The sequence below is a fragment of the Phyllobacterium sp. K27 genome (genome assembly GCF_054796155.1).
The window spans coordinates 3,151,794-3,165,665 of record NZ_CM139240.1 but is presented as its reverse complement, the minus strand read 5'-3'; the positions used below and the strand labels follow the sequence as shown (position 1 = coordinate 3,165,665).

The following is a 13,872-nucleotide window of genomic DNA, read 5'->3' as shown; positions in this document are numbered from 1 at the left end:
GATCACCATGTCACTGGTTCACGAAATTGACTACGGCACACCAGCTTCCCTTTCCGAGAAGATGATTACGCTGACCATTGACGGCAATGAGGTGACGGTTCCCGAAGGGACCTCCCTGATGCGCGCCGCGATGGACGCTGGCATCAAGATACCGAAGCTTTGCGCGACAGATATGGTCGATGCATTCGGTTCGTGCCGTCTGTGCCTGATTGAAATTGACGGTCGCAATGGCACACCTTCTTCCTGCACCACACCTGCGATGGAAGGTTTGGTCGTCCATACGCAGACCAAGCGTCTGAAGGATATCCGCAAAGGCGTAATGGAGCTTTATATCTCCGATCATCCTCTCGACTGCCTGACCTGTGCGGCCAATGGCGATTGTGAATTGCAGGACATGGCAGGCGCGGTGGGCTTGCGCGATGTCCGCTATGGCTATGAAGGCGACAACCACGTCTTTGCAAAGAAAGACAGTCTCGCCAATGATCGCTGGATGCCGAAGGACGAAAGCAACCCTTATTTCACCTACGACCCGGCAAAATGTATCGTCTGTTCGCGCTGCGTCCGTGCCTGCGAAGAAGTACAGGGCACATTTGCATTGACGATTGAGGGCCGTGGTTTCTCCAGCCGCGTATCGCCCGGGATGCACGAAAACTTTCTCGACAGCGAGTGTGTGTCCTGCGGAGCCTGCGTGCAGGCTTGTCCCACGGCAACGCTGACCGAAAAATCCGTGATCCAGATCGGCCAGCCCGAACATTCCAAGGTAACGACCTGTGCCTATTGTGGCGTGGGTTGCTCATTCAAGGCCGAAATGCGTGGTGAAGAACTTGTTCGTATGGTTCCCTACAAGGATGGCAAGGCCAATCGTGGTCACTCCTGCGTCAAGGGCCGCTTTGCCTATGGCTACTCAACCCACAAGGATCGCATTCTTAATCCCATGATCCGCGAGAAAATTACGGATCCCTGGCGCGAAGTCAGCTGGGACGAGGCCTATAAATATGTCGCCAATGAATTCCGTCGTCTCCAATATCAATACGGGCGCAATTCCATCGGCGGTATCACTTCTTCCCGCTGCACAAATGAAGAAACATACCTCGTTCAGAAACTGATCCGCGCGGGTTTTGGCAATAATAATGTTGATACCTGTGCCCGCGTCTGCCACTCGCCGACAGGCTATGGCCTCAAGACAACGTTTGGCACATCGGCAGGTACACAGGATTTCGACAGTGTTGAACATACGGATGTGGTTATCGTCATTGGTGCAAATCCGACCGATGGTCATCCTGTGTTTGCCTCGCGCCTGAAAAAGCGTTTGCGCAAAGGTGCGAAGCTGATTGTCGTTGATCCGCGTCGCATTGATCTGGTCCGCTCTCCCCACATCGCGGCCGCCCAGCATCTGCAACTGCGCCCCGGAACAAATGTTGCCGTTCTAACCTCGCTGGCTCACGTGGTTGTTACAGAAGGCCTTTTCGACGAAAAGTTCATCCGTGAGCGTTGCGACTGGGAAGAGTTTCAGGATTGGGCTGCTTTCGTCTCCAGCCCGGAACACAGCCCGGAAGCCATTGAAGAGCTTTCAGGCGTAAATCCGCAAACCCTGCGCGAGGCTGCACGCCTGTTCGCAACCGGCGGCAATGGCGCCATTTATTATGGTCTTGGCGTAACAGAACACAGCCAAGGTTCAACCACGGTCATGGCAATCGCCAATCTGGCCATGGCAACCGGAAATATTGGCCGCAAGGGCGTCGGCGTTAATCCACTGCGCGGCCAGAACAATGTGCAGGGTTCCTGCGATATGGGTTCATTCCCGCACGAGCTTCCCGGTTACCGCCATGTTTCCGATGAATCGACGCGGGACATTTTTGACAAGCTCTGGGGCGTCAAAATTCAGGACGAGCCGGGCCTGCGTATTCCTAACATGCTCGATGCTGCCGTGGATGGCACGTTCAAGGGTATCTACATCCAAGGTGAAGACATTTTGCAGTCAGATCCAGATACGAAGCACGTCGCGGCTGGTCTGGAAGCAATGGAATGCGTCGTCGTCCACGACCTGTTCCTCAACGAGACCGCAAACTACGCCCACGTGTTTTTGCCGGGTTCCACGTTCCTCGAAAAGGACGGTACCTTCACCAATGCTGAGCGTCGGATTAATCGCGTGCGTAAAGTGATGAGTCCACTGAATGGTTACGCGGATTGGGAAGTTACCCAAAACCTCGCCAAGGCAATGGGTTTGAACTGGAATTACACGCATCCGTCGCAGGTCATGGACGAAATTGCCATGACGACTCCCAGTTTCACTGGGGTCAATTATGACCTGCTTGAAAAAGAAGGGTCCGTTCAGTGGCCGTGTAACGAAAAAGCCCCCCTTGGTACGCCAATCATGCACATTGATGGCTTCGCGCGTGGAAAGGGCAAGTTTATTCGCACTGAATATGTTGCAACTGATGAACGTACCGGGCCGCGTTTTCCGCTTTTGCTCACCACCGGCCGTATCCTGTCCCAATACAATGTGGGCGCACAGACGCGCCGCACAGACAATGTGATGTGGCATGAAGAAGACCGATTGGAAATCCACGCACATGACGCAGAAAATCGCGGCATCCGCGATGGCGATTGGGTCAAGATCAGCAGCAGGTCCGGTGAAACCACATTGCGCGCGTTGATTACAGATCGGGTTTCTCCCGGCGTTGTCTACACCACCTTTCATCATCCCACGACGCAGGCAAATGTCATCACTACGGACTTTTCCGATTGGGCGACAAACTGCCCGGAATACAAGGTGACAGCGGTGCAGATTGGTGCTTCGAACGGCCCCAGCGACTGGCAGGTTCAATATGATGAACAAGCTCGCCAAAGCCGACGTATCAAAGTCCTGGACGCGGCGGAATAGAGGTGGAGCAACGTCCCCCACGCCAGCCCGTACCGCGGATTACCCGCCGCTTGAGTGGTGTGGTCGATAATTATGCGAGCAGCGACCGGCTTGTCCCCGAAGAGACGCCGGTTGCCTTCAGCTATAATGGCACGACCCATGCAGTCATGATGGCCACTCCGTCCGACATGGAGGATTTTGCCGTTGGCTTCAGCCTGTCGGAGGGTATCATCTCCCGCCTTGAAGAAATCGATGAAATCAACATTGAAGATCATGCTGAAGGCATCGATATCCAGATCAGGCTTGCGGGCGAGGCAGGGCAGGATTTAAGCGACCGTCGCCGCCGTATGGCTGGCCCGGTTGGCTGTGGTCTTTGCGGGATTGAATCAATTGAACAGGCATTGAAGCCCGTCTCCTCTGTCGAGAACGTCAAATTGGAGTTGACGCCGGATGATATTGCCCAAGCGGTCATCCTGCTGTCAGAAGTGCAGCCGCTCCATACGGAAACAGGAGCTGTTCATGCCGCCGGTTTCTACCAACCGGGAAAGGGTATCATTGCGGCCCGTGAAGATGTCGGAAGGCATAACGCGCTCGACAAGCTGGCCGGTAGCCTTTGCCGCTCCCACATTGATGGCAGCAGCGGGGCAATCGTTATAACCAGTCGGGTTTCCATTGAAATGGTCCAGAAGGCTGCCATCATCGGAGCTTCTATCCTTATTGCAGTTTCTGCTCCAACGGCGCTTGCAATCCGCACAGCCCATGCCGCCGGATTGACGCTTGTTGCGTTGGTTCGTGGCGGTGAGTTCGATGTATTTACACGCCCGGACCGCATTCCGGTTGTGACGTCTCAAATCAAATCAGTGGCGGAAGACAAGCCACAGAGGGCGCACCTCAACCCTGACCCTGCTGCCTCGACGCTCATACAAAGTCCAACTGTAAAACTGGTGCAATATGGATAGTGAAAGCCATAAAACCACGGCGACAAAACTGGTCTATATGGCCAATCAGATCGCAACATTTTTCCATTCTCAGCCGAAAGATGAGGCGGCAGCAGCCGTCGCTGACCATATCAACCATTTCTGGGAACCGCGCATGCGCCAGCAACTCTTCGCCATATTAGAACGGCCGGATAACGGGCTGAACGCATTGGTCGTCGAAGCTGCACAGCAGATACGCAAGCCGGGCTCTGTTCCAGTCTGATCCAACTATCCATCCTGTTTTTGGTTGCAAACCTTGTGAGGGGACCGCATGTCAGCATTTGACCAAACCGCAGGGGGCTCGATAGGGACTCCCGGAATTCTGGACCGCGAACGCATTATCGCCAAAGCGGGTTTCAATCGGTGGCTCGTCCCGCCGGCCGCCTTGGCAATCCATTTATGTATCGGCATGGCCTATGGGTTCAGCGTTTTCTGGCTTCCTTTGTCCCGATCCATCGGGATCGATCAATCGGTAGCCTGCGGCGACCTCAATCTCATAACCGCGCTGTTCACAACCAGTTGCGACTGGCGTGTCAGTGATCTCGGCTGGATTTATACGCTGTTTTTCGTGCTTCTCGGTTGCTCGGCAGCAATTTGGGGCGGTTGGTTGGAGCGTGCAGGGCCTCGCAAGGCCGGCGTTGTTTCGGCACTCTGCTGGTGTGGTGGCATGGTTATCGCAGCCATCGGCATCATGACACATCAATTATGGCTGATGTGGCTGGGTGCAGGTGTTATTGGCGGTATCGGACTTGGACTTGGCTATATTTCTCCTGTCTCGACCTTGATCAAATGGTTTCCTGATCGACGTGGAATGGCAACAGGTATGGCGATTATGGGCTTTGGTGGTGGCGCAATGATTGGAGCGCCGCTGGCCAATCTCTTGATGAATTATTTCAAGACACCGGAATCCGTTGGTGTCTGGCAGACACTGCTTGTCATGGCAGCAGGCTACTTTGTTTTCATGATGTGCGGTGCATTCGGCTACCGTATTCCACCGGCAAACTGGCGTCCGGAAGGATGGACACCGCCCGTTAACAGCAAGGCGATGATCACGACCCGCCACGTGCATTTGCGCGATGCGCACAAGACCAAGCAGTTCTGGCTCATCTGGGCCGTGCTTTGCCTCAACGTGTCTGCTGGCATTGGTGTGATCGGAATGGCTTCACCAATGCTTCAGGAAATTTTCGCGGGCAAGCTGATTGGCTTCCCCGATGTTAGCTTTACACAGCTTGATGCATCGCAGAAAACTGCTGTTGCGGCCATTGCAGCCGGTTTTACCGGCCTGCTTTCACTGTTCAATATTGGCGGTCGCTTCTTTTGGGCATCGCTTTCCGACCGCCTTGGCCGCAAAGTAACCTATTATACCTTCTTTGCACTCGGCATTGCGCTTTATGCCTTGGCGCCCACAGCAGCACATATGGGCAGTCAAGCCCTGTTTGTTGCTATTTTCTGTGTGATCCTGTCGATGTATGGCGGCGGCTTTGCCACTATCCCGGCCTATCTCGCCGATATATTTGGTACGCAGTTCGTTGGTGCCATCCATGGCCGCTTGCTGACCGCCTGGGCAACAGCCGGTATCGTGGGGCCTGTTGTGGTCAATTACATCCGCGAATTCCAGATCAGCGCCGGTGTGCCGCGTGATCAGGTCTATGATCGGACGATGTACATCCTGGCTGGCATGTTGGCGCTCGGTTTGGTGGCCAATCTGTTCGTGCGCCCATTGGCTGATAAATGGTTCATGTCGGATGCGGAAGTGGCTGCACTACAGGCCAAAACAAAGGTTACAGAGGCTGGTGCGAGCGGTTCATTCGGAATAGGCCATGGCGGGTTGGACGCAAAGGCAGCACTTGCCTGGGCTGCCGTTGGCATCCCCATCCTCTGGGGTGTCTGGATTACCATCAAACAGGCAGTCATCCTGTTTCAGTGAACAATCTTTTTGGTTGAGAGAAAAGGCCCGAAATGGGGCCTTTTCTTGAAGTACAGCTAAAGTTTGCAATCGTAGATTGCATGCTCTGTTGACAAGTCATGACGAAGTTTAAAGAGTGCCTTCCATCAGGATCAGCGGTGGCGTTGGGAGGACGATATGTCTATGCGCGCAAGGTTCGGGCTTCTTGCTCTTCTCCTCACATTTTTTGCGTCCAATTTACCGGTGGGTGCTGCGGAAATTAATCGCGATATCGTCACCACGAAGGATAGCGATTATTTTGGTTTTGATCTGCGTACAGAAGAAGACGTTACGCTGGACCAATGCGAGACAGTCTGCCTTGCCGATCAGGCGTGTAAAGCCTTCACCTATAATCCCAAAGTGAAGTGGTGCTTTCTGAAATCCGATTTCAAGGAGCTCAAAAGCTTCCCGGGTGTCTTTGCGGGTAAAGTCGTTGAAACAACTGTCGAGCCGGACATTGGTGCCGCTCCTAAAGTGCAATTTGTTTCAGACCAGTTCATCAATGATGCGCGCGAGGTCAAAGCCAATCTACCAGTGAGCGATTATCAAAAGACGCTTGGCTTTGATAATCTGCTTGATCAGGCAAGAAGCGATGCCTCCAACGGATCAATTACACCGGCGATTTCAAACTACATGGCGGCATTGGCACTTGCGCCGGGCAATGGCGAAGTGTGGCTCGAGCTTGCAAAGACTGGAAATACGGGGAGTAATCGCTACAGGGGTAGTCAGTCTGCATTGGCTGCTTTTAACGCCTATCAATTATCGCGCACCACGCAGAGCCGCGCTGAAGCGCTCTTTGTTTTGGGAACGTCCCTTGAGATTGCACAGAATTACAGGGCAGCCATCAACGCCTATAAAGCCAGCCTGGAACTGGTCGAAGCAAAGACAGTGCGGGCAGCTCTTAATGATTTGAAGGCGCGTCAGGGCTTTCGTGTGATCAACCACACGATTGACGCAGACAGTGCGACAGCACGTGCCTGCGTCCAGTTCTCGGAACCATTGGTAAAAATGGGCACCGATTACGCGCCTTTCGTCACGCTTAATGGTGCACCAGCCAAGAGCGTTGAAGCCAAGGCCAGTGAGATCTGCGTCGAGGGGCTGACGCATGGCGAGCGATACAAGCTCGCGCTGCGTGCAGGACTTCCATCATCGGTGGGTGAGTCTCTGGAAGGACAGGTAGACCTGGATATTTACGTCAAGGATCGCGCGGCAATGGTTCGCTTTACCGGCGACAGCTTTGTTTTGCCAAGCACGGCCCGGCGCGGCATTCCTATTGTTTCGGTCAATACGAGCAGCGCCAAACTGAAACTCTATCGCATTGGTGATCGTGGCATTGCGCCGTTACTGACAAGTTCGCAATTCCTCACGCAGCTGCAGGGTTACAGTGCGCAAAGATTACAGGATGAGGCGGGCGAGGCCATATGGGAAGGAACGATTGATATTCAGCCCGACCTGAACAAGGACGTGGTGACCAGCTTCCCCGTTGATGAAGCTCTGCCGCAACGCAAGCCAGGTGTTTATGTGTTGACCGCCGTATCAGCCGAGTCAAAGCAGGATGATTGGGCAACGCAGGCGACCCAATGGTTCGTCGTTTCGGATATTGGCCTTTCCACATATACAGGCACGGATGGCCTCAATGTATTTGTACGCTCATTGGCGACTGCACAGCCGCTTATTGGCGTCGAATTGCAGCTTCTTGCCAAGAACAACGAAATACTGGGAACCGCGATAACCGATACAGATGGCCGCGCAACTTTCAGTGCGGGCCTGATGCGCGGAACGGCAGCGATGGTTCCTGCGGTACTCGCTGCCAAAAATGGCGATGCGGACTACGTATTCTTGGATATGACCCGCGCCGGTTTCGATCTGTCGGATCGCGGTGTGACGGGCCGCGCCGCGCCCGGGGCTATCGATATTCTGGCGTGGACCGAGCGTGGTATCTACAGGGCAGGAGAGACGGTACACGTCTCGGCTCTTGCGCGTGACAATGCTGCAAATGCCATTGAGAAACTGCCGCTCACTTTCGTATTCAAGCGTCCCGATGGTGTTGAAGACCGCCGGATGGTCAGCAATGGTGAGAACATTGGTGGCCATACGCTGGATCTGGAATTGCAAGCCAATGCCATGCGTGGCACATGGACCATGCAGATATTTACCGATCCAAAGGGATCATCAATTGCCGAAAAGCAATTCATGGTCGAGGATTTCGTCCCGGACCGCATTGAGTTCGATCTGACAAGCAACGCCAAATCATTGGAAATCGACCAGCCCGCATCTGTCACCATTGACGGGCGCTATCTCTATGGCGCTCCGGCTGCGGGGTTGTTTGCAGAAGGCGATGTCATCCTCAAGCCGACACGCGAAAGAGAGGATTTCAAAGGCTATTTCTTCGGTTTGGCCGACGAACAGCCAAGCGAACCAATATCTGTGCCGATCGAAGCTGCAGAGGCATTGGACGAAAACGGCAAGGCAACGTTTGATGTCACCATTGCCGATGCTCCTTCGACAACGCAGCTTTTAAATGCAAATGTCGTTGTGCGGTTGAAGGAAGCGGGCGGCCGCGCTGTTGAGCGTTCATTGACACTGCCAGTCAAGCCCGAAGGCTCGATGATCGGCATCAAGCCGGAGTTTTCGGGCGATCTTGGCGAGAATTCCATCGGCAAGTTCAATGTAATTACGCTTGATGAAAATGGGCAGAAGCAAGCCATGCAGGGGCTTTCATGGAAGCTGCTGAGCGTCGAGCGAAACTATCAATGGTATCGCGATGGCAGTTCCTGGAGGTACGAGCCGATCCTGTCGACCAAGCAGATTGCCAATGGCACTGTCGATGTCACCACAGATGGGGGAGCCATTTCAGTTCCAGTGACTTGGGGACGCTTCCGGTTGGAGGTTGAAACTGCCGCCGCAGATGGTCCCACATCAAGCGTAGAGTTCGACGCTGGTTACTATGATGAAGCTACCTCGACAGAAACGCCCGATGGTCTGGAAATTGCGCTGGACAAGGAACAATATGCGCCTGGAGAAACCGCCAAGCTCAAAGTATCGTCGCGTTTTGCCGGAGAACTGCTGGTTACAGTCGGCGCTGAAAGCCTGCTGACCACGGCCAAAGCCAGCATTGGCGTTGAAGGCGGCGAAGTTGATATTCCTGTCACTGCCGAATGGGGTGCGGGAGCTTACGTCACGGCGACGCTGTTTCGCCCGGGCGATGCACAGGAAACACGTATGCCCATGCGAGCCATTGGCATTAAATGGCTGAATGTAAATCCAGGTGATCGCAAGCTGGCGGTCACGCTTGAAGCGCCGGACAAAACCGAACCACGCCAACCGCTCAACATTGCATTACAGGTTGCGGGTGCCGGTGCAAATGAAGACGCTTTCATTACCGTTGCGGCGGTCGATGTCGGTATTCTTAATCTGACACGCTACGAAGCGCCTGATCCTGACAATTGGTATTTTGGCCAGCGCCAGCTTGGACTGGAAATCCGCGATCTCTATGGCCGCCTGATCGATGGCTCGCAAGGCGTGACCGGCAGATTGCGCACCGGCGGCGATGGCGCTCAAATGCCGATGCAAGGCAATCCTCCAACCGAAAAGCTTGTCGCCTTCTTCTCCGGCCCGGTAAAGCTGGATGCGGAGGGTAAGGCGAATGTCAGTTTTGATATTCCGCAGTTCAATGGCACGGCGCGTGTCATGGCTGTTGCCTGGTCCAAGTCTGGTGTTGGGCATGCCACGTCAGACGTGATCATACGTGATCCGGTTGTGGTGACAGCAAGCTTGCCCAAATTCCTTACTCCCGGCGACAAGGCATCGTTGCGGCTGGATATTGCCAATACGGATGCACCAGCAGGCGAGTATCAGGTGCAAGTTACCAGCAATCCAGCCGTTCAGGTGGAGCAGGTCGGCGCATCGCAGGCGATCAATCTGACTACTGGCGGCAAGTCGGACCTCACATTGCCGCTCATTGGTGTTCATCCCGGCGATGGTGTTGTCTCGGTGAAGCTGTCAAACACCGCCGGATTGTCACTCGAGCAAACACTCAATCTACCCGTGCGACCTGCCACTTTGCCGATGACCGTTCGCAAACCAATCAAGCTTGCACCCAACGCCAGTGTCAAAGTGGACAGCGAATTGCTCGCTGGGAGCATTCTTCAGGGCGCTTCGGTAAGCCTCAATGTCACGAGGTCGGCAGCGTTCGACATTCCTGCTCTGCTGATGACACTTGATCGTTATCCCTATGGATGTGCCGAGCAGACCACCAGCCGCGCTTTGCCTTTGCTCTATATGAGTGAGCTTGCAAAGAAATCTGGTATGGCTGATGACGGGGAAGTGCAAAAGCGTGTTCAGGAAGCCATCTACCGTGTGCTTGCCTACCAATCATCGTCCGGTAGTTTCGGCTTATGGAGTCCGGGTTCTGGTGACCTTTGGCTTGACGCCTATGTCACTGATTTCTTGACCAGAGCACGCGAACAGAAATATGAGGTGCCGGAGCAGGCGCTGGTGCAGGCGCTGGATAATCTCCAGAATTCGCTGAGCTACGATGTGAATGTCAAGGATCAGGGAAACGAGATTGCCTATGCGCTCTACGTATTGGCACGTAACCGCAAGGCAGCAATCAGCGACCTTCGCTACTATGCAGATACAATGCTTTCGCAGTTCCCAACCCCTCTTGCAAAAGCCCATATAGCAGCTGCACTTTCGCTTTACGGCGATGGTCAGCGTTCGCAGAGCATTTTCACCGGCATTGTGGGCCAGACTTCGCTGTTGAATAATGTGAGCCTCGTACGCTCCGACTATGGTTCATCCTTGCGTGATGGCGCTGCTGTTTTGGCTCTGGCCGCCGAGAGCCGCCCCGTTCCGGCTATCATTCCGCAGCTTTCGAAAATCGTTGCCGAGCAATGGGAAAGCAAGCGCTATACCAGTACGCAGGAGCAGACATGGATGCTCCTTGCAGCGCGTGCAATTCAGGACGGTGACAGCGATCTGAAGCTCGACATCAACGGCTCTGCCCATACGGGCAGCTATACGTCAACAATAACGGGCGATGAACTTATCGCATCGCCGGTCACAATTGCCAATGCAAGCTCTGCCGCTGTCTCTGCGGTTGTCACGACCGTGGCAGCTCCGTCACAACCTCTACCCGCAAGCGGCGATGGCTTTAACATTGAACGCACCTACTACACGCTCGACGGTAGCGAGGCCAATGTCACACAAGCCAGGCAAAATGAGCGCTATGTTGTTGTACTGAAAATCACCGAGAACAATAGATGGCCTTCCCGTGTTCTGGTAACGGACTTGCTTCCGGCCGGTTTCGAGATTGATAATCCCGGCTTGGTCAACAGCGCCAGCCTGACCAATTTCGATTGGATAGGTGAGGTCGAGGCAGCGCATACGGAATTCCGTAGTGATCGGTTTGTTGCTGCTTTTGATCGGGTAGCAAGTGACAATAGCGAGATTACCCTCGCTTATGTTGTGCGCGCCGTCACACCCGGCAATTACAGCCATCCGGCAGCCAGCGTCGAGGACATGTATCGCCCGCAGTTCTCGGCACGCACTGCCTCGGGCCGCATGGAGGTCGTTGAAGCACAATAATGTTCACATGGCGAACATTTTGCATCGGCGTCTCCGTCAATCTCGTATTGGCGACCGTGCTGGCCTTTGGACTGGACACGGTGGATCGTGTCTTCCCGCCGCCTTTGGAAAAAGCACGCGAGATTTCGACGGAAGTGCTGGATGCGGATGGACAGCTGCTACGCGCCTTTACTACCACCGAAGGTCGATGGCGACTGGGTACGAAGACCAAGGATGTTGATCCGCAATTTGTGCGTATGCTGATCGCCTACGAGGATCAGCGCTTCATGGATCATCGTGGTGTCGATCTTCTTGCCTTGGCCCGCGCTGCATTTCAGCTGGTTACCCATGGGCGCATTGTTTCCGGTGCCTCTACCTTGTCAATGCAGGTCGCCCGGCTTATCGAACCCCGCGAAGGCCGGTCGCTCACTGCAAAATTTCAACAGGTCTTGCGGGCCTTACAGATCGAGCGCCGTCTGAGCAAAACAGAGATTCTCGATCTTTATCTCAGCCGTGCACCCTATGGGGGTAATCTTGAAGGTGTCCGCGCAGCAAGCCTCAGCTATTTCGGCAAGGAACCACGCCGCTTGACGGTTTCGGAGGCTGCTCTGCTCGTCGCTCTGCCGCAATTGCCCGAAAAACGCAGGCCAGATCGGAACGTCGCCGCAGCTAAGAATGCGCGAGAACGTGTTCTCAAGCGCATGGCGGTTGAGAAGATTGTGGGGGAGGGCGAAGCTGAGCGGGCAAGTCTGATCCCTGTCTCATCCCGCCGTCTTCAACTCCCCGCCCTTGCCGCCCACCTTGCGGAGGCTGCCGTGCGAAAAGAACCGCAAGTCAAACGCCACCAGACCACTTTGCGCCGCAAGGTCCAGCAAGGGCTTGAGACAGTTGCGCGCGATGCGGCTGCGAAACTTGGTCCGAAACTGTCCATCGCCATGGTGATGGCGGATGCTCGCACGGGCGAAATTATTGGCGAAGTTGGCTCCGCCAATTACTTCGATGGAAGCCGCTCTGGCTGGATCGACATGACCCGCATCAATCGCTCGCCGGGTTCCACGCTGAAGCCTTTCATTTATGGGCTGGCCTTTGAAGATGGTCTGGTCAGTCAGGAGACGATGATTGAGGATCGTCCCACGGATTTTTTTGGCTATCGGCCGCGCAATTTCGACATGAGTTATCAAGGCGATGTCAGCGTCAGGCAGGCACTGCAACTGTCATTGAACGTCCCAGCCGTCCGGCTGCTCGATGTGGTTGGCCCGACGCGCTTGATGGTTCGTTTCCGTCGCGCTGAGGTGCGTCCGGTTCTGCCTGCCAATGAAGCGCCCGGACTGGCTATTGGCCTTGGCGGCGTCGGTACGACGTTAAAAGATCTGGTTCAGCTCTATGCGGCGCTTGCCAATCAAGGCAGGCCAGTGCAATTGGGTGATGGTATCCGCGAGAAACCTGCGGTTATAGAGGGCGAGCCATTGCTTGGGCCGGTCGCAGCTTGGCATATTGCTGATATCCTGTCCGGCGTCATGCCACCTCTTGGGGCAGGCCAGCGGGGCATAGCGTATAAGACAGGCACAAGTTACGGCTATCGTGACGCTTGGTCAGTGGGTTTTGACGGAGCCTATGTTCTCGGCGTCTGGGTTGGTCGACCGGATAATGGGACTGTGCCGGGCATAACAGGGTTCGGTTCCGCTGCACCCATCCTGTTCGAGGGCTTTGCCAAATCTGGTATTGCCATAACGCCTTTGCCGCGCGCACCAGCTGGAGCGGTGCGCATTGCACAGGCAGAATTGCCCATAAGCCAGCGTCGTTTCTCCATGACACCAAGTGGTCTTCTGGCCTCTACGACGCGTGAACCCGCGCCGCAGATCATCTATCCGCCGGAAGGCGCCCGGGTCGATCTTGGTGTCAATGCGGGGGGGCAAATCAATCCACTTGTGCTCAAATTACAAGGAGGTAGAGCGCCGTTCCGTTGGCTCGCCAATGGCAAGCCTTTGCCGGATACCTCGCGCAGGCGGGTCAATCAATGGACTCCGGATGGCGGGGGCTATTCCACTCTCACGGTTGTCGATTCGATGGGCCGGGCGGCTACTGTTCGTGTATTTATAGACTGAAAAAGCGACGCTGGAGGTTGCCGCTTTTTCTTGTTGTGTTTATCGAGCCTGAACCAGTGCCGAAATGATGCCGGATGTAATGCCAATCAACACATATTTATCGTCGGCCTTCACCCAGTGATAGCCACGTGGCGGGGTCCGCAGGTGATAGCGATTGTAATCACGCACAACGTGACGGCGATAGTTTGACGGAAGCGCATGACCGCGCGACCAACGTGTTTTCTTCACCACGACCTTCTTGGTCACGACGCGCTTCTTGACGACATGTTCCCGCTTCTGGTCGTAATGATGACGACCTTGGTCATGTCGCTGCTGAGCGAAAGCTGCCGGCGTGGCAAGGAGTGATATGGCAATGGCTGCCAGAGCGATCTTTTTCATTCTCGTTTCCTCGTGAGCTGCATGGCTTGGGGAAGA

7 protein-coding genes are annotated in these 13,872 nt (G+C 54.8%); 6 read left to right on the top strand and 1 reads right to left on the bottom strand.

Translation table 11 applies throughout. The features are described from left to right. Nucleotides 1–7 precede the first annotated feature (7 nt). From fdhF to pbpC, 6 genes are all read left to right on the top strand, one after another. A complete protein-coding gene (gene fdhF / locus ACYJL1_RS15660) occupies nucleotides 8–2,884 on the top strand; it encodes a formate dehydrogenase subunit alpha (RefSeq protein ID WP_460896239.1) in 2,877 nt (958 codons plus the stop codon). Between the two features lie 2 nt (nucleotides 2,885–2,886). Next, nucleotides 2,887–3,822: a formate dehydrogenase accessory sulfurtransferase FdhD gene (gene fdhD / locus ACYJL1_RS15655; protein ID WP_460896238.1), complete on the top strand. Its 936-nt coding sequence runs from the start codon at nucleotides 2,887–2,889 to the stop codon at nucleotides 3,820–3,822. Then, nucleotides 3,815–4,063 carry a formate dehydrogenase subunit delta gene (locus ACYJL1_RS15650; RefSeq protein ID WP_460896237.1) on the top strand — a complete coding sequence of 83 codons (249 nt, stop codon included), beginning with the start codon at nucleotides 3,815–3,817 and terminating at the stop codon, nucleotides 4,061–4,063. Before fdhD ends, ACYJL1_RS15650 begins: the two co-directional genes overlap by 8 nt. A gap of 48 nt (nucleotides 4,064–4,111) precedes the next feature. Continuing rightward, nucleotides 4,112–5,767, top strand: a complete 1,656-nt coding sequence (locus ACYJL1_RS15645; protein ID WP_460896236.1) for an OFA family MFS transporter — start codon at nucleotides 4,112–4,114, stop codon at nucleotides 5,765–5,767. A gap of 162 nt (nucleotides 5,768–5,929) precedes the next feature. Next, on the top strand, nucleotides 5,930–11,374 hold the full coding sequence (locus ACYJL1_RS15640; protein WP_460898069.1) for an alpha-2-macroglobulin family protein: 5,445 nt from the start codon (nucleotides 5,930–5,932) through the stop codon (nucleotides 11,372–11,374). Further along, nucleotides 11,374–13,458 carry a penicillin-binding protein 1C gene (gene pbpC, locus ACYJL1_RS15635; protein ID WP_460896235.1) on the top strand — a complete coding sequence of 695 codons (2,085 nt, stop codon included), beginning with the start codon at nucleotides 11,374–11,376 and terminating at the stop codon, nucleotides 13,456–13,458. The genes ACYJL1_RS15640 and pbpC overlap by 1 nt, the downstream gene beginning before the upstream one ends. A 39-nt stretch (nucleotides 13,459–13,497) precedes the next feature. Here the strand turns inward: pbpC and ACYJL1_RS15630 are convergent, their stop codons facing one another. Beyond that, a complete protein-coding gene (locus tag ACYJL1_RS15630) occupies nucleotides 13,498–13,836 on the bottom strand; it encodes an RcnB family protein (RefSeq protein ID WP_460896234.1) in 339 nt (112 codons plus the stop codon). Nucleotides 13,837–13,872: the final 36 nt, after the last annotated feature.

Excerpts from the sequence above, each read along its gene's own strand:
- fdhF (WP_460896239.1), top strand. The coding sequence starts at position 8 with ATGTCACTGGTTCACGAAATTGACTACGGCACACCAGCTTCCCTTTCC.
- ACYJL1_RS15630 (WP_460896234.1), bottom strand. The coding sequence starts at position 13,836 with ATGAAAAAGATCGCTCTGGCAGCCATTGCCATATCACTCCTTGCCACG.
- ACYJL1_RS15640 (WP_460898069.1), top strand. The coding sequence starts at position 5,930 with ATGCGCGCAAGGTTCGGGCTTCTTGCTCTTCTCCTCACATTTTTTGCG.
- ACYJL1_RS15645 (WP_460896236.1), top strand. The coding sequence starts at position 4,112 with ATGTCAGCATTTGACCAAACCGCAGGGGGCTCGATAGGGACTCCCGGA.
- ACYJL1_RS15650 (WP_460896237.1), top strand. The coding sequence starts at position 3,815 with ATGGATAGTGAAAGCCATAAAACCACGGCGACAAAACTGGTCTATATG.
- pbpC (WP_460896235.1), top strand. The coding sequence starts at position 11,374 with ATGTTCACATGGCGAACATTTTGCATCGGCGTCTCCGTCAATCTCGTA.